We start from the raw sequence: 22,588 nt of genomic DNA on the forward strand, positions 1-22,588 counted from the left end.
CGGACCCGACGCGGTCCGAGTACTGGAGAACCCTCATGGATGTCCCCTTCTGGCTCTGGGCCGCGACCATCGCGGCCGTCCTCGGCCTGCTCGTCTTCGACTTCTTCGCGCACGTGCGGAAGGCGCACGAGCCGACGCTGAAGGAGTCCGCCACCTGGTCGGTCGTCTACATCGTCATCGCGCTCGTCTTCGGCGTGGGCGTCGGCGTCTTCTCGAACTGGACCTTCGGCGGCGAGTACTTCGCCGGCTACGTGACGGAGAAGGCGCTGAGCGTCGACAACCTCTTCGTCTTCCTCATCATCATGTCGAGCTTCGCGGTGCCGCGGGCCTTCCAGCAGAAGGTGCTGCTCGTCGGCATCGCCATCGCACTCGTGATGCGCGGGATCTTCATCGCCATGGGCTCCGCGATCATCGACAACTTCTCCTGGGTCTTCTACCTCTTCGGCGCGCTGCTGCTCGTCATGGCCTACAAGCAGATGAAGGAGACGCACGACGAGGACGAGTCCGACTCGAAGCTCATCCGCGTGCTCCGCCGCTTCATCCCCACCTCGGACCACTACGACGGCGACAGGCTCACGACCCGCGTCGACGGCAAGCGCCTCTTCACCCCGATGTTCCTGGTGATGCTCGCCATCGGGCTCACCGACGTGCTGTTCGCGCTCGACTCCATCCCCGCGATCTTCGGCCTGACGCAGGAGGCGTACATCGTCTTCACCGCCAACGCGTTCGCGCTGCTCGGCCTCCGCCAGCTGTACTTCCTGATCTCCGGCCTGCTCGAGCGCCTCGTGTACCTCTCGCAGGGCCTCGCGGTGATCCTCGGCTTCATCGCCGTGAAGCTCGTGCTCCACGCCATGCACGTCAACGAGGTGCCGTTCATCAACGGCGGCGAGCCGATGCTGTGGGCCCCCGAGATCCCGATCTGGTTCTCGCTGTCGTTCATCCTCCTCACCATCACGGTGGCGACGATCGCGAGCCTCGCGAAGACGAAGCGCGACGCGACCGCGGTCGAGGGCACCGACCAGGCGGCCGCCGTCGAGGGCGAGAAGGCCCCCGCCGACGCGGACGACGACGCGGCCCGCGGCTCCGGCCGCAGCCTGGACGCGGACGCCCCGCGCCGCTAGCGCTCCCCGCTGCCCGCACGAGCACGACGCCCGCTCCCGGATCCCGGGGGCGGGCGTCGTCGTGCGTGCGGCAGGTCAGCCGAGCCGCGTGCCGCCGATGCCGCCGTCGACGTCCAGCAGCGCGCCGTGGACGAAGGCCGCCTCGTCCGAGACGAGGAACCGGACCGCGAACGCGATGTCGACGGGACGCACGGGCACGCCCGCCACGGTGCTCGCGGTCATCGCGGCCACCGCGTCCGCGTCCGCCGCGTTCCCCGGCGTGGACGTCGCACCGGGCGCGACCGTGTTGACGTGCACGCCGCGCGGCCCGTACTCCGCCGCCCACGTGCGCGTCATCTGCTCGATCGCCGCCTTGGACGCCGTGTAGGCCGCGCCGAACGGGATGCCCACGCGCGACATCCACGATCCGACGTTCACGATCGCGCCCGTGCCGCGCTCGGCCATGGCGGGCGCGAGCTCGGCGACGAGCACGTGCGGGGCGCGCACGTTGACCGCGAGGATCGCGTCGAGGTCGGCATCGGCGAGGCCGGAGGTCGCGCCCACCGGGTAGAGACCCGCGTTGTTCACGAGGATGTCGACGCGTCCGCCGAGGGCCACGGCGGCGTCGCGGGCGAAGGCGCGGATGCCGTCGTAGCCGCCCGCGAGGTCGGCGGGGACGGCGTGGGCGGCGCCGCCGGCCGCCGTGATGGCGTCGACGACGGCGCGGGCGCGGTCGACGTCGCGGCCGCTGACGACGACCTCGGCGCCGGCGGAGGCGAGCACGCGGGCGACGGCCTCGCCGATGCCGCTGGTGGATCCGGTGACGATCGCGGTGCGACCGGCGAGCCGGGTGTCGGGGACGAGGGACTGGAGGACTTCTTCGTTGGACTGCATGGTCCAATTGATAGCACGCGCTGGACCATCCGGTCCACAACGGTAGGATCGGGGCATGGCCGAGCCGAGGATCACCGAGCGCGGGCGCCGCACCCGCCAGCGGATCATCGAGGCGACGGGCGAGCAAATCCTCGCCACCGGCATCGGCGGCACCACCCTCGACGACGTCCGCGCAGCGACCCTCACCAGCAAGAGCCAGCTCTTCCACTACTTCCCCGGCGGCAAGATCGAGCTCGTGCGCGAGGTCGCCGAGTGGGAGGGGCGCCAGCTGCTCGAGGCGCAGGAGCCGCACATCCACGACCTGGGCTCCTGGGAGTCGTGGGAGGCGTGGCGCACGGGCCTCGTCGACTACTACATCGGCCGCGGGCGCTGGGCCTGCCCCATCGGGTCGCTCGCCACGCAGGCCGCCGCCGTCGACGCGGAGCTCGAGCGCACGATCGCCGGGTCCATGCGCGCGTGGCGCGCGTTCCTCGCCCGCGGCGTGGAGCGCATGCGCGAGGCCGGTCTCGTCGAGCCGAGCGCGGATCCCGACCGCATCGCGACCGTGATCCTCGCGGCCATCCAGGGCGGCCTGGTGCTCAGCCAGCCGGAGCGCTCGGCCTGGCCGCTGGAGGCCGCGCTCGACACCGCGCTCGCCCCCCTGCACGTGCTCCGCTCCCCCGCCGCATGACCCGTCGCACACTTTCGCGCGGAGCCGCGGCTGCACCCGGCGTAGGTTCGGAGCATGGAATTCAGATACCTCGGCAACTCCGGCTTCAAGATCTCCGAGATCACCTACGGCAACTGGCTCACCCACGGATCGCAGGTCGAGAACGACACCGCGACCGCGTGCGTGAAGGCCGCGCTCGAGGCGGGGATCACCACCTTCGACACCGCGGACGTGTACGCCAACACCAAGGCGGAGACCGTGCTCGGCGAGGCGCTCAAGGACGAGCGACGTGCCTCGATCGAGATCTTCACCAAGGTCTTCGGCCCCACCGGCCCCAAGGGCAAGAACGACACGGGCCTCTCGCGCAAGCACATCATGGACTCCGTCGAGGGCTCGCTCCAGCGCCTCCAGACCGACTACATCGACCTGTACCAGGCGCATCGCTTCGACTACGAGACGCCCCTCGAGGAGACGATGCAGGCGTTCGCCGACGTCGTCCGCCAGGGCAAGGCGCTCTACATCGGCGTGAGCGAGTGGACGAGCGAGCAGCTGCGCGCCGGCCACGCGCTCGCGGAGCAGCTGGGCTTCCAGCTGATCTCGAACCAGCCGCAGTACTCGGCGCTCTGGCGCGTCATCGAGGAGGAGGTCGTGCCCACCTCGAAGGAGCTCGGCATCTCCCAGATCGTGTGGTCCCCCATCGCGCAGGGCGTGCTGACGGGCAAGTACAAGCCCGGCCAGGAGCTGCCGTCCGGATCCCGCGCGACCGACGACAAGGGCGGCGCGAACATGATCAAGCGCTTCATGAACGACGACACGCTCTCCCGCGTCCAGGAGCTGCAGCCCGTCGCCGACGAGCTCGACCTGTCGCTGGCGCAGCTCGCCGTCGCGTGGGTGCTGCAGAACGAGAACGTGGCGTCCGCGATCATCGGCGCCTCGCGCCCCGAGCAGGTGCACGAGAACGTCAAGGCCTCCGGCGTCAAGATCCCGGCCGAGCTGCTCACCCGCATCGACGACGCCCTCGGCGACATCGTGGAGAAGGACCCGCGCAAGACGGAGGACAGCTCGCCGAAGACGCGCGAGGTCTGACCAGCGCTCCCTCCCTGCACCGCCGTGCGGCCCCGCCCGAGACCATCGGGCGGGGCCGCACGTGCATCTCCCGGTCATCCGGCGGACAGACCCCGCCCCGGGCTCCCCCAGCGCACGCGGCGTAGGCTCGGAGGATGGAATTCCGCTACCTAGGCAACTCAGGCTTCAAGATCTCCGAGATCACGTACGGCAACTGGCTGACCCACGGGTCGCAGGTCGAGAACGACACCGCCACGCAGTGCGTGCAGGCGGCCCTCGAGGCCGGCATCACCACGTTCGACACCGCGGACGGCTACGCGAACACCGTCGCCGAGAAGGTCCTCGGTGACGCGCTCAAGGGCGAGAACCGGGACGGGCTCGAGATCTTCACGAAGGTCTACTTCCCGACCGGTGCCAAGGGCCACAACGACACCGGCCTCTCGCGCAAGCACATCATGGCGTCGATCGACGGCTCGCTCGAGCGCCTCCAGACCGACCACGTGGACCTCTACCAGGCCCACCGCTACGACTACGAGACCCCGCTCGAGGAGACGATGCAGGCGTTCGCCGACGTCGTCCGCCAGGGCAAGGCCCTCTACATCGGCGTCAGCGAGTGGACCCCCGAGCAGCTCCGCGAGGCGCACGGCCTCTCCCGCGAGCTCGGCTTCCAGCTCATCTCGAACCAGCCGCAGTACTCGGCCCTCTGGCGCGTCATCGAGGAGGAGGTCGTCCCCACCTCCGCCGAGCTCGGCATCTCGCAGATCGTCTGGTCCCCCATCGCGCAGGGCGTCCTCACCGGCAAGTACAAGCCGGGCCAGGACCTGCCCCAGGGCTCGCGCGCCACGGACGACAAGGGCGGCGCCGACATGATCAAGCGCTACATGAACGACGACGTCCTCAGCCGCGTGCAGGAGCTGCAGCCCGTCGCCGACGAGCTGGACCTGTCGCTCGCGCAGCTCGCGGTGGCGTGGGTGCTCCAGAACGACAACGTCGCCTCGGCGATCATCGGCGCCTCGCGCCCCGAGCAGGTCCACGAGAACGTCAAGGCCTCCGGCGTGACGATCCCCGCGGAGCTCCTCACCCGCATCGACGACGCCCTCGGCGACGTCGTGGAGAAGGACCCGTCGAAGACGAGCGACAGCTCGCCGAAGGGGCGCCTCGCCTGACCAGCGACCACCTGAAAACGACGAGGGCCCCGCTCGAGCAGATGCTCGGGCGGGGCCGTCGTCGTATCCCCGGTGAATCGAGAGGGGGAAAAGGGAAAGGCCCGGATATCCGGGCCTGTCATTTCCTGCTATCTCAGTGCTGGGGTACCTGGACTCGAACCAAGAACAAAAGAATCAGAATCTTCCGTGTTGCCAATTACACCATACCCCAAGGCCCCGATGCGCGATCGGGCCTCGTCGAGTGTAGCCCATCGGCCGGATCCGCGCCAAACCGGCGCGCGCCCGGCGGGCCCGCCGCGCGTCAGATCCGCGGCAGCAGGTCCCGGTTGATCGCGCTGGCGGCACGCGCGCCGAAGCCGGCCGCGATGATCAGCTGCTGCGGGCCCGGCTGCGAGCTGTCGCCCGCCGCGTAGACGCCCTCATGCGAGGTGCGGCCCTCGGCGTCGACGGCGATGTGGCCGTCGTCGTCGGTGTCGAGGTCGAGCCCCGAGAGGAAGTCGAGCGCGGTCGAGTAGCGCGGGCGCACGAAGCCGCCGGAGCGCGGCACCACGGAGCCGTCCTGCATCCGGATGCCCGTGACGACCGCGCGCTCGCCCTCGATGTCGGCGACGGGCCGGCGGTCGACGCGGATCCCGAGGGACGCGAGCCCGCGCTCCCCCGCCTCGTCGACGCGCGCGACGCCGTTCGTGAAGACGACGATGTCGCGCGACCACTGCGAGAGCAGCAGCGCGCGCTCCACGAGGTCGTCGGTCTCGCCGATGAGGAAGAGCGGCTCGTCGCGCTTCTCGTAGCCGTCGCACTCCATGCAGCTGTGCACGGCGGTGCCGTAGTACGCGCGGATGCTCGGCAGGTCGGGCAGGGTCTCCACGAGGCCCGTGGCGATGAGGATCCGGCGCGCGTGCACCTCGCGGTCGGGTGCACGCCGCACGCCCTTCGCGCGGACCGTGAAGCCGCCCTCGGCGGGCTCCGCCGACTGCACGACGGCGAGCTGGAACTCGCCCTCGTCGTAGGACTCCACCTCGACCTGGCCGAGCTTGCGGAGCTCGAGCGGGGAGATGCCGTCGCGCGTGACGAAGCCGTGCGACATGAGCGTCGCGGCGTTCCGCGGCCGGCTGCTGTCGAGCACGAGCGTGCGGCGGCGGGCGCGCACCAGGTTCAGCGCGGCGGACAGGCCGGCGGGACCCGCGCCGATGACGACGACGTCGTACGAGTCGCCGGTCGCGGCGGATCCCGCACCCGCGTCGTCAGGCACCGAGCATCCCCGCGAGGCGGTCGAGGCGCGCGATGGTCTCGTCCTTGCCGAGCAGCACCATCGACTCGAACAGCGGCGGCGAGATGCGGCGCCCGGAGACGGCGACGCGCAGCGGCCCGTAGGCGAGGCGCGGCTTCATGCCCATGCCGGTGATGAGGGTGTTCTGCAGCACCTCCTGCACGAGGTCGATGTCCCACTGGGTGCGCGGGACCCCGGAGAGCGCGCCCCGCGAGGCGGCGAGCACCTCGGGGGCGTCGTCCTTGAGCGCCTGGACGGCCTGGTCGTCGTAGGGCAGCGCGTCGGCCGTGGTGAAGAGGAACGAGAGCAGGTCGGGCGCCTCGCCGAGGAGCTGCATGCGCTCCTGCACGAGCGGGGCGGCCGCGTCGAGCATGCGCCGCTCGTCGTGCGTGAGCTCGGCGCCGACGACGCCCGCCGCCTGCAGGTAAGGCACGAGGCGCTGGGCGAAGTCCTCGAGCGCCAGCAGGCGGATGTGGTCGCCGTTCAGCGACTCCGCCTTCTTGAGGTCGAAGCGCGCGGGCGCGGGCGTGACGTCGGCGACGTCGAACGCGGTGACCATCTCCATGCGCGAGAACACGTCGCGGTCGTGCGTGAGCGACCAGCCGAGCAGCGCCAGGTAGTTGATGAGGCCCTCGGGGATGAAGCCGCGGTCGCGGTGGTGGAACAGGTTCGACTCGGGATCGCGCTTGGAGAGCTTCTTGTTGCCCTCCCCCATCACGTAGGGCAGGTGGCCGAACCGCGGGATGGCGTCGGCCACGCCGATGTCGATGAGCGCGTGGTACAGCGCGATCTGCCGGGGCGTCGACGAGAGCAGGTCCTCGCCGCGGAGCACGTGCGTGATCCCCATGAGCGCGTCGTCGACGGGGTTCACGAGCGTGTAGAGCGGGGCGCCGTTGGGACGCACGAGCACGAAGTCGGGAAAGGATCCGGCCGGGAACGTGACCGTGCCGCGCACGAGGTCGTCGAAGGAGAGGTCGGTGTCCGGCACGCGGAGGCGGAGGGCGGGCCAGCGGCCCTCGTCGCGGAACGCCTGGCGCTCGGCCTCGGTGAGGTCGCGCTCGAAGTTGTCGTAGCCCATCTTCGGGTCGCGGCCCGCGGCGCGGTTGCGCGCCTCGATCTCCTCGGCCGTCGCGTAGCTCTCGTAGAGGTGGCCGGACGCGGTGAGCTTCGCGATGACGTCGAGGTAGAGGTCCGTGCGCTGCGACTGGCGGTACGGAGCGTGCGGCCCACCGACGCCCTCGCCCTCGTCCCAGTCGATCTCGAGCCAGCGCAGCGCCTCGATGAGCTGCTCGTAGCTCTCCTCGCTGTCGCGCGCGGCGTCGGTGTCCTCGACGCGGAAGACGAGCTTGCCGCCCGTGTGGCGCGCGTAGGCCCAGTTGAAGAGGGCCGTGCGGATCAGCCCCACGTGCGGCGTCCCGGTCGGGGACGGGCAGAACCGGACGCGGACGTCGGTGCCGGTTGCGGTGGTCACGGGGTGCGCGGTCATGTCAGTCATCCTGGATCCGATTCTAGGGCTCGACACCCGCCGCCCCGGCTGCCCCGGGGGCGCAGTACGGCTCGAGCAGGTCCCACCGGTCGTACTGGTCGCCGGGCGGCACGCCGCACTCGAGGAGGACGGCGCCGGCGTAGCGCACGGGGTCGATCCCGACCAGGGATCCCGTCGAGCGGAACGCGCCGTCGCACCCCGTCACCGTGAAGCGCGCGGACTGCGTGGCGCCGAGGTAGCCGATGACGTAGCGCGCCTCCCGGTCGAGCACGGGGTCGAAGGAGACGAGCTGGATCGACCGGCCGAAGCGCGGCGGGACCAGCTCTCGGTCGCGGAGGTCGCCGAGCAGGGAGGAGGCCCACGCGGCGTCGGGCGTGAGCGGGTCGACCCGCGTCGCGGACCCGTCGACGGCCGCGTCCACCGCCAGGCCCACGGGCGGCACGAGCTCGGTGTCGGTGCGGGTGACGCGCTGCGGGGTGGATCCGAGCCCGGGCTGCTCCCCCTGGCTCGGGATCCGCACCTGCATCACCCGGACGGCCAGGAGCTGGTCGCCGTCCCCCACGACGGGATCGGCCCAGCCGATCGCGAGGTCGGCCGGCGCGCAGCCCGCGGGGAGGTCGAGCGCGGGCGGCTCGGCGACGACCGGGGTCGCCGTCGGGGATCCCGCGTCCGTCGGCCCCGGCGTCTCCAGCCCGTAGTCGGAGACGTCGTAGACGCAGCCCGAGAGCAGCGCCACCGCCGCGGCCGCCAGCGCGATGCGCGTGGGACGGCCGGGGCGGATCACGGTCAGGCGCGGGCGCGCGCGGGGTTGGAGAGCGTGCCGATGCCCTCGATGGACACCTCGACGACCTGGCCGTCGGTGAAGGGGCCGACGCCCGCGGGCGTGCCCGTGAGGATCACGTCGCCGGGCAGCAGCGTCCAGACGCGCGAGGCGAAGGCGATGAGCTCGGGCACCGAGTGCACCATCTCGCTCGTGCGGCCGGACTGGCGCAGCTCCCCGTCGACGCGGGTCTCGATGAGCGCGTCCTCGAACGAGCCCTCGGTCTCGATGACCGGGCCGAGCGGGCAGAACGTGTCGTAGCCCTTGGCGCGGGCCCACTGGCTCTCGGAGTGCTGGATGTCGCGGGCGGTGACGTCGTTGCCGATCGTGTAGCCGAAGATCGACCGGCGCGCGTCCTCCACGGACACGTCGCGCGTGATCCGGCCGATGACGACCGCGAGCTCGCCCTCGTGCTCGACCTGCTGGCTGTCGGCCGGCAGGCGGATCGCGTCATCGGGCCCCACGACCGAGGTGTTGGGCTTCAGGAAGATGAGCGGCGTGCTGGGCGCCTCGCTGCCGTGCTCGGCCGCGTGCGCCGCGTAGTTGCGGCCGACCGCGACGACCTTGGAGCGCGGGATCACCGGAGCCAGCAGCCGGGCGTCGGCGAGCGGAACGCGCTCCCCCGTCGTCTGGTAGCCGCTGAACATGGGGTCGCCGGTGAGGACGACCAGGTGGCCCTCCTCCTCGTCGAGGATGCCGAAGCGGGGGTCGTCACCGGTGCTGAATCGCGCGATCTTCACGCTCACGACCCTAGCCGTGCCGACGGCGCGCGGCCGCCGGCACGAGGCGGCTCCTACGCGTCGAGGCGCGTGAGCCAGCCGTGGCGGTCCGGGATGCGGCCGTACTGGATGTCGGTGAGCTCCTGGCGCAGCGACATCGTCAGCTCGCCCGCGGGCGCGTCGATGTCGCCGACGTCGAGGCCATCGCCCAGCAGGCGGCCGATCGGCGTGATCACGGCAGCGGTGCCGCACGCGAAGACCTCGGTGATCTCGCCGGACGCGACGCCGTCGACCCACTCCGACAGCTCCACGCGCCGCTTCTCGACCGTGAGGCCGCGGTCGCGCGCGAGCTCGAGGATCGAGTCGCGCGTGATGCCCTCGAGGATGCTCTCCGAATCGGGCGTGACGAGGCGGCCGTCCTTGTAGACCAGCACGATGTTCATGCCGCCGAGCTCCTCGAGGTAGCGGCCCTCCTCGGAGTCGAGGAAGAGCACCTGCGCGCAGCCGTGCGACGCGGCCTCGGCCTGCGGGAGGAGCGACGCGGCGTAGTTGCCGCCGCACTTCGCGGCGCCCGTGCCGCCCTTGCCCGCGCGGGAGTACTGCGTGGACAGCCAGATGGACACCGGCGCGACGCCGCCCGTGAAGTACGCGCCCGCGGGGCTCGCGATGACGTAGTAGCCCACGCGCTGGGCGGCGCGCACGCCGAGGAAGCTCTCGTTGGCGATCATGAACGGGCGCAGGTACAGGCTCTGCTCGGCCGCGCGCGGCACCCACTCGATGTCGGTCCGCACGAGCTGCTTCACGGACTCGACGAAGTCCTCGGTGGCGAGCTCGGGCAGCGCGAGGCGGCGGGCCGAGCGCTGGAGGCGGGCGGCGTTCCGGTCGGGGCGGAAGGTCCAGACGGATCCGTCGGCGTGCCGGTACGCCTTCATGCCCTCGAAGATCTCCTGGCCGTAGTGCAGGACGCTCGCGGCGGGATCCAGCTGGAGCGGTCCGTACGGGACGACGCGGGCGTCGTGCCAGCCGGCGTCGAGGGTCCAGTCGATCTGGACCATGTGGTCCGTGAAGTGCTTGCCGAAGCCCGGGTCGGCGAGGATCGCCTCCCGCTCGGCGTCGGCGCGGGCGCTCTCCGACGGGGTCCGCTCGAAGGACAGGGGGAAGGCGGTGCCGGTGGTGCTGCTGGTGGTGCTCATGGGGTCCTTCAGCGGGTCGTGGAGAGGGCGCGGATGACGGCGTCGCCGACCTCCGCGGTGGATCGGGGTGCGGCTTCGCCGTCGGCGCGCGCGGCGAGGTCGGCGGAGACGGCGGCCGTCACGCGCGCGGACGCCTCGGGCAGGCCCAGGTGGTCGAGCAGGAGCGCGACCGAGAGGATCGCCGCGGTCGGGTCGGCCTTCTGCTGGCCCGCGATGTCGGGCGCGGATCCGTGCACCGGCTCGAACATGCTCGGGAACGCGCCCGTGGGGTTGACGTTGCCCGACGCGGCGAGGCCGATGCCGCCTGAGATCGCCGCGGCGAGGTCGGTGATGATGTCGCCGAACAGGTTGTCGCAGACGATGACGTCGAAGCGGGACGGGTCGGTGACCAGGAAGATCATGGTCGCGTCGACGTGCAGGTAGTCGACCGTGACGTCCGGGTGCTCGGCGGCGACGCGGTCGACGGTGCGCTGCCAGAGGGATCCGGCGAAGGTCAGCACGTTGGTCTTGTGCACGAGGGTGACGCGCTTGCGGTCGCGCCGCTCCGCCAGCTCGAACGCGAACCGCACGGTGCGCTCGACGCCGTGCGCCGTGTTCACGGACACCTCGGTCGCGATCTCGTGCTCGGTCCCGCGACGCAGCACGCCGCCGTTGCCGGCGTACGGCCCCTCGGTGCCCTCGCGGACGACGACGAAGTCGACCTCGCCGGGCGCGGCCAGCGGGGAGGCGACGCCGGGCAGCAGCGTGCTGGGCCGCAGGTTGACGTAGTGGTCGAACGCGAAGCGGAGCTTGAGCAGCAGGCCGCGCTCGATGATGCCGCCGGCGAGGCGGGCGTCGCGCGGGTCGCCGCCGACCGCGCCGAGCAGGATCGCGTCGTGCCGCGCGAGGGCCGCGAGGTCGGAGTCGGTGAGGATCTCGCCGGTCTCGAGGTAGTGGCCGGCGCCGAACGGGTACTGCGTGGTGTCGAGGGACACGTCGTCGGGGACCGCCTCCCGGAGCACGCGGAGGGCCTCGTGGACGACCTCGGGGCCGATGCCGTCCCCGGGGACGACGGCGAGCGAGATGGTGCGGGGCATGGATCCTCCCGGGCTCGGTGGGGTGTCGGGCCAGGTTACCCGTCCGCCGCGGGCACCCGCGCGCTACGGTGGATCGACCCGGCGCCTCCGACGGGCAGGACCCGAAGGACCACCCATGAGCATCGGACTCGGCATCTTCCTCGTCATCGTCGGCGCGATCCTCGCGTTCGCCGTCGACCTCACCGTCCCGGGCGTCGACCTGCAGCTCGTCGGCTACATCCTCATGGGCGGCGGCGCGCTGGTGATCATCATCGGCGTCGCGCTCCTCGCCCGCCGACGGACGGCCGTCAGCGAGACGCGCACGCGCATCGACCCCGCGACCGGCCAGCGCATCACGCGCAGCGAGCGCTCCGACGACAACGTCGTCTGATCCCGCGGGCGGGCCGACGCGCCCGCTCAGTCGTGCGAGCTCGCGCGGCGCAGGCTCGTGAGCGAGATGACGATCGCGCCGACCATGAGCAGGGCGCCGATGATCGACGTCGTCACCACGCCGCCGTCGAACGCGCGGTGCGCCGACTCCAGCAGCGCCGCGCCCACATCGGCCGGCACGCGCTCGGCGACCGAGACCGCTCCCCCGAGCGTCTCCCGGGCCGCGGACGCGTCCCCCTCGGAGAGGCCGGCCGGCAGCGTGAGGCCCGTGCGGTAGCTGGCCGTGAGGATGCTGCCGAGCACGGCGGTGCCGAGCACCGCGCCCACCTCGTACGCCGTCTCGGAGACCGCGGACGCGGCGCCCGCCTTCGCCGGCGGGACGGCCGCGATGATGAGGTCGTTCGAGATGGTCTGCGAGGCGCCGATGCCCGCGCCCAGCAGGCAGAAGGCGAAGACCAGCAGGCCGACGGACGCGTCCCTCCCCGTCGCCGCGAGGATCACGTACGCGGCCGCCGAGAGCGCCAGCGCGATCGCGACGACGCGTGACGGACGGGCGCGCGCGACGATCGGCACGATCACCAGCCCCGAGACGATGACCACGAGGGATCCGGGGATCAGCGCGAACCCGGCCGCGAGCGGGTCGAGGCCCGCGACCAGCTGCAGGTGCTGCGTGACGAAGAAGAGGAAGCCGACGAGCGAGACGACGCTCAGCAGGTTGACGAGCACCGCGCCCGTGAAGACCGGCTCGCGGAAGAGCGCGACGTCGAGCATGGGGTTCCTGGCGCGCGCCATGCGGCGCACGAAGAGGATGCCCGCGACCACGCCGACCACGGGCGCCGCGATGGCGAGCGGCGTCACGCCCTCGGTCGCGAACGTCTTGATGGCGTAGACGATGGGCGCGACGGTCGCGAGCGACAGCAGGATCGCGACCCCGTCGATCGGGCCGGGCGCCGGGTCCTTCGACTCCGGCACGAGCACGGGCGTGAGGATCAGCAGCGGCAGCATCACGGGCACGGCGACGAGGAACACGGATCCCCACCAGAAGTGCTCGAGCAGCACGCCGCCCACGAGCGGGCCGAGGGCGGATCCGCCGGAGAAGCCCGACGCCCAGATCGCGATGGCGAGGCGGCGCTGCTTCCGGTCGGTGAAGATCGTGCGCAGGAGCGACAGCGTGGACGGCATGAGCATCGCGCCGAAGAAGCCGAGGGCGGCCCGCGCGGCGATGAGCTGCGAGGCGTCGGTCGCGAATGCGGCGAGGGCCGAGACGACGCCGAAGCCGGCCGCGCCGATCATGAGGAGGCGCCGGCGTCCGTAGCGGTCCCCCATGTTGCCCATCGCGACGAGCAGGCCCGCCAGCACGAGCGGGTACGCGTCGATGACCCAGAGCTGGGCGGCGCCCGACGGCTCGAGGTCGCGCGCGATGGACGGCATCGCGAAGCTCAGCACCGTGTTGTCGATGGAGACGAGGAGCACCGGGAGCATCAGCACCACGAGCGCGGCCCACTGGCGTCGCCCGGCGCGGCCGGTGGCGGCGGCGATCACGGGGACGGGTGCGGTGCGGGGCGTGGACATGACGGGGCTTCCTGACGTCGGGAGGCGTGGCGCAGGGCGCACGGACGGGGCCGCGGGAGCGACCGGGATCACTGTACCGTCCGGTCGGTACAGTCGGCAACCCGCCGCTACGCTGGATCCATGCCCGCCACTGACCCCGACGACCCCGCCCCCTCGCCCGACGCCGTGCCCGACCCGGCGTCCTCCCCCGGTGGCACCGCGCGCGAACGCATCCTCGACGCGTTCGAGGAGCTGCTCGTGCAGCAGGGCGAGCGCGGCACGACCCTCGAGGCGGTCGCGGCGGCGGCCGGCGTCTCCAAGGGCGGGCTGCTGTACCACTTCGGCGGCAAGGAGGCGCTCGTCGACGGCCTGCTCGCGCGCATGGCGGCGCTCGCGCGCGAGGACGTCGAGCGGCTCCGGCGGGCCGAGCGCGGGCCCGTCGACCGGTGGATCCGCGGATCGCTCTCGACCGCCACGCCCTTCGACCGCGCCTACGTCGCGACCTCGCGGCTCGCGCAGGGGAACCACCCGCGCGCGCGCGACGCGCTCACGCACCTGCAGGACGAGTGGGCCGCCGTCATCCTCGAGGCCGTGGGCGACCCGGCCGTCGCGCGGGCCGTACTCCTCATCGGCGACGGGCTCTACTACAACAGCGCGCTGCAGCCGTGGCTCGGCGGATCCGCGCCCGCGGACGAGGCGCTCGACGAGCTCATCCGCGTGGTCGACGACCTCGTGCGGCTCCGCTCGGCCCGCGGCTGATCGGGTCCACCGACCCCGGACACGCCGCGAGGGCGGCCGCCGCAGCAGCCGCCCTCGCGCGGGTCCGTCCGACCGGGATCAGTCGGCGATGTCGATCTCGCGCAGCGACGTGGCCTGGATGGCCTGGCGCACGTTCTCCAGCACGCCGTCCGGCACGGGCGAGTCGACGCTGAGGACGCTGAGCGCGCGGCCGCCGGCCTCTTGGCGGGCGATCTGCATGCCGGCGATGTTGACCTCGGCGTCGCCGAACTCCTTGCCGTAGACCGCGACGATGCCGGGGCGGTCCTCGTACTTCATGACGATGAGGTGGCGGCTGAAGGGCACCTCGACGTCGTAGCCGTCGATCTCGACGAGCTTCTCGATCTGCTTGGTGCCCGTGAGCGTGCCCGAGACCGACACCTGCGTGCCGTCGGACAGCGCCCCGCGGATGCTGAGCACGTTGCGGTACTCCTCCGACACGGCGTCAGTGATGAGGCGCACCTCGAGCCCGCGCTGCTCGGCGAGGAGCGGCGCGTTGACGTAGGACACGTTCTCGCTCACGACGTTCGTGAAGACGCCCTTGAGCGCGGCCAGCTTGAGGACGCTGACGTCGTAGCCGGCGAGCTCGCCGCGGACGACCACGTCGATGCTCGTGAGCGCCTCGTGGGCGAGGCCCGAGAACACCTGGCCGAGCTTCTCCATGAGCGGGATGCCGGGGCGCACGTAGGGGTCGATGACGCCGCCCGCGACGTTGACGGCGTCCGGCACGAGCTCGCCGCCGAGCGCGAGGCGCACGCTCTTCGCGACCGAGACGCCCGCCTTCTCCTGGGCCTCGTCGGTCGAGGCGCCGAGGTGCGGCGTGACGATGATGTTGTCGAGCTCGAGCAGCGGGGATCCCGTGGGCGGCTCGCTGACGAACACGTCGAGGCCGGCGCCCGCGATGCGCTTCGACTTGAGCGCCGTGTAGAGCGCGTCCTCGTCGATGATCCCGCCGCGGCTCGCGTTGACGATGCGCAGGGACGGCTTGGCGAGGGCGAACTGCTCCGTGGAGATGAGGCCCGTGGTGTCGGGCGTCTTGGGGATGTGGATGGTGATGAAGTCGGAGGCCTTCATCAGCTCGTCGAGCGGGAGGAGCTGCACGCCGAGCTGCTGCGCGCGGGCCGGCGTCACGTAGGGGTCGTACGCGACGAGCGTGGCGCCGAAGCCCGCGAGGCGCTGGGCGACGAGCGTGCCGATGCGGCCGAGGCCGACGATGCCGATGGTCTTCTCGTAGAGCTCGACGCCCGTGAACGAGGAGCGCTTCCAGAGGCCCTGCTTGAGCGAGGCGCTCGCGTCCGGGATGAAGCGCGCGAGCGAGAGGATGTGGCCGATGGCGAGCTCGGCGGCGGAGATGACGTTGGAGGTCGGCGCGTTCACGACCATGACGCCCGCGGTGGTCGCGGCCTTGATGTCGACGTTGTCGAGGCCCACGCCCGCGCGGGCGACGACCTGGAGGCGCGGGGCGGCGGCGATGGCCTCCGCGTCGATCCGCGTGGCGGACCGGACGAGCACGGCGTCCGCCTCCGCGAGGGCCGCGAGCAGGGCCGGGCGGTCGGTGCCGTCGACGGATCGGACGTCGAAGTCGGGCCCCAGGGCGTCGACGGTGGCGGGCGAGAGTTCTTCGGCGATCAACACGACGGGCTTCGTCAAGAGGCGGTCCTTCGGGCGGGGGCGGCTGGGACCCTCACATGCTAGTGGCCCCAGAATGGGCCGATGAGCGATGTGACGTGGGCTGCGATCCAGCTCGCCGTGCGGATCCTGCTGGCCCTCGTCTTCGTCGGCATGGGCGTGAACCACTTCGCGCCACGGGCGGCGCGGACCATGGCCGCGATCATCCCGCCGTCCTTCCGCCGGCCCGGCGTGCCCTCTCCCCTGGCGCTCGTGCGCTTCACGGGGCTCTGCGAGATCGCGGGCGGGATCGGCCTGCTGGTCGAGCCGGTGCGGCTCGCCGCGGGCATCGCGCTGGCCGTCTTCCTGGTCGCGGTCTTCCCGGCGAACGCCTACGCGGCCCGGCACCCGGAGCGCTTCGGCCGCATCGCGATCCCGCTGGTGCCGCGCCTCGTGGCGCAGGTGGCGCTGATCGCGCTCGTGCTGTTCGCGGGCTGGCCGCTGTAGCGCTCACCGCGCTGATGACGCGGCCCCGCGCCGCCTGAGCGCGCCGCCGCTAGACGAGCGGCAGCAGCGCGGCGAGCCCGACCGTCAGGGCGCTCGCGGCCGCGAGGCCCGCGAGCATGACGAGGACGCGCGCGGCGACGGGCCGGCCGCGCGTGGCGAGCGCCGCGAGGGCGAACGCCACGACGGGCACGAGGATCGCGCCGACGAGCGTCGCGAGGGTGCCGGGGCGGAGCGATCCGCCGAACGCCGTCGCGATGTCGCGGAACGCCGTGTACTGGTCGACGGCCTGCCACACGAGGATCCCGTGCGCGAGCGCGCCGACGATCCCGACGACCCAGCCGGCGCGCGTCGGCCGGCCCCGGCGCGTCCGCGGGGCGGCCGTCGGGGTCGCGCCGCCTGCCGCCTGCTCGCCGCTCACCGGGTCACCAGCCAGGGCCACGGGAAGAGGACTACGGCGCCCGCGGCGAGCACGAGCATGCGGCGGCCGACGCGCATCCCGCGCAGGGCCGCGACGACGGCGGCCAACCACAGCGGCGGCGCGAGCACCGTGAGCGCCTCGGTCGCCTGCGCGACGCCGACCTGGAACGCGGATCCGGCGCTCGAGGGGTTGTCGCGCACGACGAAGAACCAGGCGATGGCCTCGAGCACCGCGACGGCGCCGAAGAAGGCGAGCCCCACCACCTCGGGCGAGGCGTCGGGGACGGCGCTGTCGTCGTCGTCCCGGGGGCGGTCGCGCGGGGTCTCGGAGCCGGCGGCGGATCCGGACGCGGCGGCCCGGCGGGCGGCGGTCGCGCCGAGGGCGGACGCGCGGCCGGTCCCGGTCGAGGGGGCGGCGTCCGGGCGTCGGCGCGGCACCGCGCGCTGCGGCTCGGGCGAGCGGGCGAGCGTGGGATCCGCCTCCTCGCCGGCCCAGCTGAGGGCGTCGTCGTCGGGGGTGCGGGGCATCCCACGATGGTACGTGCTCCGATCCGGACGCCCGCCGCACGCTCCCGGGCGCCGCGGCCCCTGCCGCCGACGCGCGGACGCCCGGTCGCGCGAGGCGACCGGGCGTCCGGTGGTGCGGGTGACGCGAGGGCTAGCGGGCGACCGAGCCGTCCGTGTAGTCGTCGTCGGCCTTGTTCCACGCGAAGAGCTTGCGCAGCTCGCGGCCCGTGGACTCGATCGGGTGCTCCTCGCCCTTCTTGCGCAGCTCGAGGAACTCGGGCGCGCCGGCGTCCTGGTCCTTGATGAAGCGGTCGGCGAACGCGCCGGACTGGATGTCCGCGAGGACGGCCTTCATGTTCTCCTTGACGTCCGGCGAGATGACGCGCGGGCCGGAGACGTAGTCGCCGTACTCGGCCGTGTCGGAGATGCTCCAGCGCTGCTTCGCGATGCCGCCCTCCCACATGAGGTCGACGATGAGCTTGAGCTCGTGCAGCACCTCGAAGTACGCGATCTGCGGCTGGTAGCCCGCCTCGATCAGCGTCTCGAAGCCGTACTGGACCAGCTGCGACGTGCCGCCGCAGAGCACGGCCTGCTCGCCGAAGAGGTCGGTCTCGGTCTCCTCGGTGAAGGTGGTGCGGATGCCGCCGGCGCGCAGGCCGCCGATGCCCTTGGCGTACGACCACGCGAGGTCCCACGCCTTGCCGGAGGCGTCGACCTCGACGGCCACGATGACGGGGACGCCGCGGCCGGCCTCGAACTCGCGGCGCACGGTGTGGCCCGGGCCCTTCGGGGCGACGAGGACGACGTCGACGCCCTCGGGCGCCTCGATGTAGCCGAAGCGGATGTTGAAGCCGTGCGCGAAGACGAGCGTCTTGCCCTCGGTGAGGTTGTCGCGCACGCTGTCGGCGTAGAGGCCGCGCTGGTGCTGGTCGGGCGCGAGGATGACGATCACGTCGGCCCACGCGGACGCGTCGGACGGCGTCTTCACGGTGAAGCCCTGCTCCTCGGCCTTGGCGCGGCTCGTCGAGCCCTCCTTGAGGCCGATGACGACCTCGACGCCGGAGTCGCGGAGGTTCAGCGCGTGCGCGTGGCCCTGCGAGCCGTAGCCGATGACGGCGACCTTGCGACCCTGGATGAGCGAGAGGTCGGCGTCCTTGTCGTAGACGATGTCAGTCACGTGATGGATCTCCTTGTTCTGTCGTCCCCGCGGGAGGTGCGAGGGGCGGTGCGGGGAGCCCCGCACGGCGGCGGGGACGGATCTGGTGGGTGGGTCGGCGCGGGGTCGTGCGGCGCTAGGGCGTGCGGAACACGCGGTCGGTGATCGACTTGGATCCGCGCCCCATCGCGAGGAGCCCCGACTGCGCGAGCTCCTTGATCCCGAAGGGCTCGAGCACCCGGAGGAGGGCCTGGACCTTCCCCGAGTCGCCCGTGACCTCGATGATCAGCGCGTCGGTGGCCACGTCGACCACGCGGGCGCGGAACAGGTTCACGGCCTCGAGCACCTGCGAGCGGGTCGTGTTGTCGACGCGCACCTTCACGAGCAGGTGCTCGCGCTCGACGGCCTGGCCGGGATCGAGCTCGACGATCTTGATGACGTTGATCAGCTTGTTGAGCTGCTTCGTCACCTGCTCGAGCGGCAGGGCCTCGACGTCCACGACGACCGTGATGCGCGAGAGGCCCTCGATCTCGCTCGCGCCGACCGCGAGCGACTCGATGTTGAAGCCGCGGCGGGCGAACAGGCCCGCGACGCGGGTGAGGAGGCCCGGCTTGTCCTCCACCAGAAGGCTCAGGATGTGGCTCACTTCTCGGTCCTCCCGGTCTCGGCGAGGTCGTCGTCCCAGTCGGGCGCGTGGTCGCGGGCGTACTGCACGGCGCTGTTGCTGAGGCCCTGCGGCACCATCGGCCACACCATCGCGTCGCGGCTGACCACGAAGTCGATGACGACGGGGCGGTCGTTGGTGGCGAGCGCCAGGCGGATCGCGTCGTCGACCTCCTCGGGCTTCGTCACGCGGATCCCGAGGGCGCCGTACGCGTCGGCCATCTTCACGAAGTCGGGCACCATGCGCGTGCCGCCGCCCGTGTTGAGGTCGGTGTTCGAGTAGCGGCCCTCGTAGAAGAGGGTCTGCCACTGGCGCACCATGCCGAGCGACGAGTTGTTGATGATCGCGACCTTGATCGGGATGTCGTTGATCGTGCAGGTGGCGAGCTCCTGGTTGGTCATCTGGAAGCAGCCGTCGCCGTCGATCGCCCACACGTGCCGGTCCGGCTGGGCGACCTTGGCGCCCATCGCGGCGGGGACGGAGTAGCCCATGGTGCCGGCGCCGCCGGAGTTGAGCCACGAGTTGGGGCGCTCGTACTTGATGAACTGCGCCGCCCACATCTGGTGCTGGCCGACGCCGGAGGCGAACACGCCCTCCGGCCCGGTGATCTCGCCGATGCGCTGGATCACGTACTGCGGCGCGAGCTGGCCGTCCTCGGGCGGCGTGTAGCCGAGCGGGAACTCCTCGCGGAGGCCCTCGAGGTACGTCCACCACTCGGCGATGTCCTGCTCGACCTCGGACGCGGCCTTCGCCTCGCGGAACGCGACGACGAGGTCGGCGATGACGTCCTTCGCGTCGCCCACGATCGGGACGTCCGCGATGCGGATCTTGGAGATCTCGGCCGGGTCCACGTCGACGTGGACGACCTTGGCGTTCGGCGCGAAGAGCGACGCCTTGCCGGTGACCCGGTCGTCGAAGCGCGCGCCGAGCGACACGAGCAGGTCGGACTCCTGCAGCGCGAGCACCGCGGGCACCGTGCCGTGCATCCCGGGCATGCCGAGCTGCTGCGGGTGGGAGTCGGGGAACGCGCCGCGCGCCATCAGCGTCGTGACGACGGGGGCGCCGACCGCCTCGGCCAGCGCGAGGAGCTCCTCGTGCGCCTTGGCGCGGATCACGCCGCCGCCCACGTAGAGCACCGGCTTCTTCGCCTCGACGAGCAGCTGCGCGGCGGCCTGGATCTGCTTGCCGTGCGCCTTGACGACGGGGCGGTAGCCGGGCAGGTCGATCTTCGGCGGCCAGTGGAACGGCGCCTCGAGCTGCTGCGCGTCCTTCGTGATGTCGACGAGGACGGGGCCCGGGCGACCCGTGGAGGCGATGTGGTACGCCGACGCGATGGTCGACGGGATGTCCTCGGGCCGCGTGACCAGGAAGCTGTGCTTCGTGATGGGCATCGTGATGCCGACGATGTCGGCCTCCTGGAAGGCGTCGGTGCCCATCAGCGTCGAGAAGACCTGGCCGGTGATCGCGAGGAGCGGCACCGAGTCCATGTACGCGTCCGCGATGGCCGTGACGAGGTTCGTCGCGCCGGGGCCGGAGGTCGCGATGCAGACGCCGGTGCGTCCGCTCGAGGACGCGTAGCCCTCCGCGGCGTGGCCGGCGCCCTGCTCGTGGCGGACGAGGATGTGGCGCAGCTTCGTCGAGTCCATGAGCGGGTCGTAGGTGGGGAGGATGGCACCGCCGGGGAGGCCGAAGATGTCGTCGACCCCGAGGAGCTCGAGGGTGCGAACGACGGCCTCGGCCCCCGTGAGCATCTCGTCGCCCTGGTGGGCGGTCGGCGCCTGCGGCGTGGGGGGCGGGGTGGGCAGAGCTGGCATGGGTGCGCGATTCCTGGGAGAGGGTGCTGGAGGTGAGGAGGGGGTCATCCCGTGATCGCGCCCTCGGCGGCCGAGTGCACGAGCTTGGCGTACTTGGCGAGGACCCCGCGCGTGTAGCGCGGCGGGAGAGGTGCCCACCCCTCACGGCGGGCGGCGAGCTCGGCCTCGTCGACCAGTAGGTCGAGCGTGCGAGCGGCGATGTCGACACGGATCCGGTCTCCATCGCGCACGAAGGCGACGGGACCTGCGTCCACCGCTTCGGGAGCCATGTGGCCGATGCACAGTCCGGTTGTGCCGCCTGAGAATCGACCGTCCGTCAAGAGTAGTACATCCTTGCCGAGGCCAGCGCCCTTGATGGCGCCCGTGATGGCGAGCATCTCGCGCATGCCGGGGCCGCCCTTCGGGCCCTCGTAGCGGATGACGATGACGTCGCCCTTCGAGATGCGGCCCTCGGTGAGCGCGTCCATCGCGGCGCGCTCGCGCTCGAAGACGCGGGCGGGCCCCTCGAACACGTCGAGGTCGAAGCCGGCCGTCTTCACGACCGCGCCCTCGGGGGCGAGGGAGCCGTGCAGGACGCTGATGCCGCCGGTCGCGTGGATCGGGTCGTCCATCTTCCGGATGACCGTGCCGTCGAGCTCCGCGAGGTGCATCGACTCGAGGTTCTCGCGCATGGTGCGGCCGGTGACGGTCATGACGTCGCCGTGCAGGAGGCCCGCGTCGAGCAGGGCCTTCATGACGACGGGGACGCCGCCGACGCGGTCGACGTCGTTCATGACGAAGCGGCCGAACGGCTTGAGGTCGCCGAGGTGCGGCACGCGGTCGGCGATGCGGTTGAAGTCGGACAGCTGCAGGTCGACCTCGGCCTCGCGCGCGATGGCGAGGAGGTGGAGGACCGCGTTGGTGGACCCGCCGAACGCCATGACCACGGAGATGGCGTTCTCGAACGCCTCCTTCGTCATGATGTCGCGCGCGGTGATGCCCTTCGCGATGAGGTTGACGACGGCCTCGCCCGACCGGTGCGCGAAGTAGTCGCGGCGGCGGTCGGCGCTCGGCGGGGCGGCGGATCCGGGGAGGCTCATGCCGAGGGCCTCGGCCACGCTCGCCATGGTGTTCGCGGTGTACATGCCGCCGCAGGCGCCCTCGCCCGGGCAGATGGCCTTCTCGATGCGGGTCAGGTCCTCCTGGCTCATCGTGCCGGCCTTGCACGCGCCGACCGCCTCGAAGGCGTCGATGATGGTGACCTCCTTCTCGGTGCCGTCCGAGAGCTTCACCCAGCCGGGGGCGATGGATCCCGCGTAGAGGAACACCGAGGAGAGGTCGAGGCGGGCCGCGGCCATGAGCATGCCGGGCAGCGACTTGTCGCAGCCGGCGAGGAGCACGGATCCGTCGAGGCGCTCGGCCATCATGACGGTCTCGACGCTGTCGGCGATGACCTCGCGCGAGACGAGCGAGAAGTGCATGCCCTCGTGGCCCATCGAGATGCCGTCGCTGACGGAGATGGTGCCGAACTGGAGCGGGTAGCCGCCGCCCGCGTGCACGCCCTCCTTGGCGCCCTGCGCGAGGCGGTCGAGGCTGAGGTTGCAGGGGGTGATCTCGCTCCAGGAGCTCGCGACGCCGATCTGGGGCTTCACCCAGTCCTCGTCGCCCATCCCGACGGCGCGGAGCATGCCGCGTGCTGCGGTGGCCTCGATCCCGTCGGTGACGTCGCGGCTCCGGGGCTTCATGTCGATCTCAGGCATGGCATGAGTTTATGTCCTGCCGTGGAGCAGTCCCGGCGCCT

22 protein-coding genes and 1 tRNA gene are annotated in these 22,588 nt (G+C 72.0%); 7 read left to right on the forward strand and 16 right to left on the reverse strand.

Annotated features, from left to right (window positions below; translation table 11 throughout):
- Window positions 1-35: 35 nt before the first annotated feature.
- On the forward strand, window positions 36-1,121 hold the full coding sequence (locus FGI33_RS07755) for a TerC family protein (RefSeq protein ID WP_119434685.1): 1,086 nt from the start codon (window positions 36-38) through the stop codon (window positions 1,119-1,121).
- A gap of 75 nt (window positions 1,122-1,196) precedes the next feature.
- Here FGI33_RS07755 and FGI33_RS07760 read toward each other — a convergent pair whose 3' ends face one another.
- Entirely contained in the window at window positions 1,197-1,994 is a 798-nt protein-coding gene (locus tag FGI33_RS07760; protein ID WP_119433980.1) for an SDR family NAD(P)-dependent oxidoreductase, read from the reverse strand.
- Between the two features lie 55 nt (window positions 1,995-2,049).
- Between FGI33_RS07760 and FGI33_RS07765 the strand changes: the two genes are divergently transcribed.
- The 3 genes from FGI33_RS07765 to FGI33_RS07775 all read left to right on the forward strand — a co-directional run bounded on the left by FGI33_RS07765 (window position 2,050) and on the right by FGI33_RS07775 (window position 4,874).
- Window positions 2,050-2,664: a TetR/AcrR family transcriptional regulator gene (locus FGI33_RS07765; RefSeq protein WP_119433979.1), complete on the forward strand. Its 615-nt coding sequence runs from the start codon at window positions 2,050-2,052 to the stop codon at window positions 2,662-2,664.
- Window positions 2,665-2,718: 54 nt separating this feature from the next.
- A complete protein-coding gene (locus tag FGI33_RS07770; RefSeq protein ID WP_119433978.1) occupies window positions 2,719-3,729 on the forward strand; it encodes an aldo/keto reductase family protein in 1,011 nt (336 codons plus the stop codon).
- Window positions 3,730-3,863: 134 nt separating this feature from the next.
- Window positions 3,864-4,874 (forward strand): aldo/keto reductase family protein, encoded by a 1,011-nt coding sequence (locus tag FGI33_RS07775; protein ID WP_119433977.1) that lies wholly within the window; start codon window positions 3,864-3,866, stop codon window positions 4,872-4,874.
- Between the two features lie 139 nt (window positions 4,875-5,013).
- Here the strand turns inward: FGI33_RS07775 and FGI33_RS07780 are convergent.
- From FGI33_RS07780 to FGI33_RS07810, 7 genes are all read right to left on the reverse strand, one after another.
- Window positions 5,014-5,085, reverse strand: a tRNA-Gln gene (locus tag FGI33_RS07780).
- Window positions 5,086-5,175: 90 nt separating this feature from the next.
- Window positions 5,176-6,126 (reverse strand): NAD(P)/FAD-dependent oxidoreductase, encoded by a 951-nt coding sequence (locus FGI33_RS07785; RefSeq protein WP_119433976.1) that lies wholly within the window; start codon window positions 6,124-6,126, stop codon window positions 5,176-5,178.
- A complete protein-coding gene (gene gltX, locus FGI33_RS07790) occupies window positions 6,119-7,639 on the reverse strand; it encodes a glutamate--tRNA ligase (RefSeq protein ID WP_119433975.1) in 1,521 nt (506 codons plus the stop codon). The genes FGI33_RS07785 and gltX overlap by 8 nt, the downstream gene beginning before the upstream one ends.
- Before the next feature lie 13 nt (window positions 7,640-7,652).
- Window positions 7,653-8,414, reverse strand: coding sequence for a hypothetical protein (locus FGI33_RS07795; RefSeq protein ID WP_119433974.1), 762 nt, complete (start codon window positions 8,412-8,414; stop codon window positions 7,653-7,655).
- Between the two features lie 2 nt (window positions 8,415-8,416).
- Entirely contained in the window at window positions 8,417-9,190 is a 774-nt protein-coding gene (locus tag FGI33_RS07800) for a fumarylacetoacetate hydrolase family protein (protein WP_119433982.1), read from the reverse strand.
- 53 nt (window positions 9,191-9,243) lie between these two features.
- Window positions 9,244-10,362 carry a branched-chain amino acid aminotransferase gene (locus FGI33_RS07805; RefSeq protein ID WP_182623265.1) on the reverse strand — a complete coding sequence of 373 codons (1,119 nt, stop codon included), beginning with the start codon at window positions 10,360-10,362 and terminating at the stop codon, window positions 9,244-9,246.
- A gap of 8 nt (window positions 10,363-10,370) precedes the next feature.
- Entirely contained in the window at window positions 10,371-11,438 is a 1,068-nt protein-coding gene (locus FGI33_RS07810; RefSeq protein WP_119433973.1) for a 3-isopropylmalate dehydrogenase, read from the reverse strand.
- A 115-nt stretch (window positions 11,439-11,553) separates the two neighbouring features.
- Here FGI33_RS07810 and FGI33_RS07815 point away from each other — a divergent pair, with 115 nt between their 5' ends.
- Window positions 11,554-11,808, forward strand: coding sequence for a DUF6458 family protein (locus FGI33_RS07815; RefSeq protein WP_015489804.1), 255 nt, complete (start codon window positions 11,554-11,556; stop codon window positions 11,806-11,808).
- Window positions 11,809-11,834: 26 nt separating this feature from the next.
- On the opposite strand, the gene FGI33_RS07820 is transcribed toward FGI33_RS07815, so the two are convergent.
- The gene (locus tag FGI33_RS07820) at window positions 11,835-13,379 is read right to left on the reverse strand and encodes an MFS transporter (RefSeq protein ID WP_119433972.1); all 1,545 of its coding nucleotides are present in this window, start codon (window positions 13,377-13,379) and stop codon (window positions 11,835-11,837) included.
- Between the two features lie 120 nt (window positions 13,380-13,499).
- Between FGI33_RS07820 and FGI33_RS07825 the strand changes: the two genes are divergently transcribed.
- The gene (locus FGI33_RS07825; protein WP_119433971.1) at window positions 13,500-14,117 is read left to right on the forward strand and encodes a TetR/AcrR family transcriptional regulator; all 618 of its coding nucleotides are present in this window, start codon (window positions 13,500-13,502) and stop codon (window positions 14,115-14,117) included.
- A gap of 78 nt (window positions 14,118-14,195) precedes the next feature.
- On the opposite strand, the gene serA is transcribed toward FGI33_RS07825, so the two are convergent.
- Window positions 14,196-15,785: a phosphoglycerate dehydrogenase gene (gene serA / locus FGI33_RS07830; RefSeq protein ID WP_119402008.1), complete on the reverse strand. Its 1,590-nt coding sequence runs from the start codon at window positions 15,783-15,785 to the stop codon at window positions 14,196-14,198.
- Between the two features lie 63 nt (window positions 15,786-15,848).
- On the opposite strand from serA, the gene FGI33_RS07835 reads away from it, so the two are divergent.
- Window positions 15,849-16,250: a DoxX family protein gene (locus FGI33_RS07835; protein WP_119433970.1), complete on the forward strand. Its 402-nt coding sequence runs from the start codon at window positions 15,849-15,851 to the stop codon at window positions 16,248-16,250.
- A 49-nt stretch (window positions 16,251-16,299) separates the two neighbouring features.
- Here FGI33_RS07835 and FGI33_RS07840 read toward each other — a convergent pair whose 3' ends face one another.
- From FGI33_RS07840 to ilvD, 6 genes are all read right to left on the reverse strand, one after another.
- Window positions 16,300-16,668, reverse strand: coding sequence for a hypothetical protein (locus tag FGI33_RS07840; protein WP_237581592.1), 369 nt, complete (start codon window positions 16,666-16,668; stop codon window positions 16,300-16,302).
- Window positions 16,665-17,195, reverse strand: a complete 531-nt coding sequence (locus FGI33_RS07845) for a hypothetical protein (RefSeq protein ID WP_204586645.1) — start codon at window positions 17,193-17,195, stop codon at window positions 16,665-16,667. Before FGI33_RS07845 ends, FGI33_RS07840 begins: the two co-directional genes overlap by 4 nt.
- Before the next feature lie 130 nt (window positions 17,196-17,325).
- A complete protein-coding gene (gene ilvC / locus FGI33_RS07850; RefSeq protein ID WP_012298794.1) occupies window positions 17,326-18,351 on the reverse strand; it encodes a ketol-acid reductoisomerase in 1,026 nt (341 codons plus the stop codon).
- A 115-nt stretch (window positions 18,352-18,466) separates the two neighbouring features.
- Window positions 18,467-18,976 (reverse strand): acetolactate synthase small subunit, encoded by a 510-nt coding sequence (gene ilvN / locus FGI33_RS07855; protein ID WP_015489796.1) that lies wholly within the window; start codon window positions 18,974-18,976, stop codon window positions 18,467-18,469.
- Window positions 18,973-20,745: an acetolactate synthase large subunit gene (locus FGI33_RS07860; protein ID WP_237582465.1), complete on the reverse strand. Its 1,773-nt coding sequence runs from the start codon at window positions 20,743-20,745 to the stop codon at window positions 18,973-18,975. The genes ilvN and FGI33_RS07860 overlap by 4 nt, the downstream gene beginning before the upstream one ends.
- 107 nt (window positions 20,746-20,852) lie before the next feature.
- Window positions 20,853-22,547, reverse strand: a complete 1,695-nt coding sequence (ilvD, locus tag FGI33_RS07865; protein ID WP_119435037.1) for a dihydroxy-acid dehydratase — start codon at window positions 22,545-22,547, stop codon at window positions 20,853-20,855.
- Window positions 22,548-22,588: the final 41 nt, after the last annotated feature.

Source organism: Clavibacter phaseoli (assembly GCF_021922925.1).
Lineage (GTDB): Bacteria > Actinomycetota > Actinomycetes > Actinomycetales > Microbacteriaceae > Clavibacter > Clavibacter phaseoli.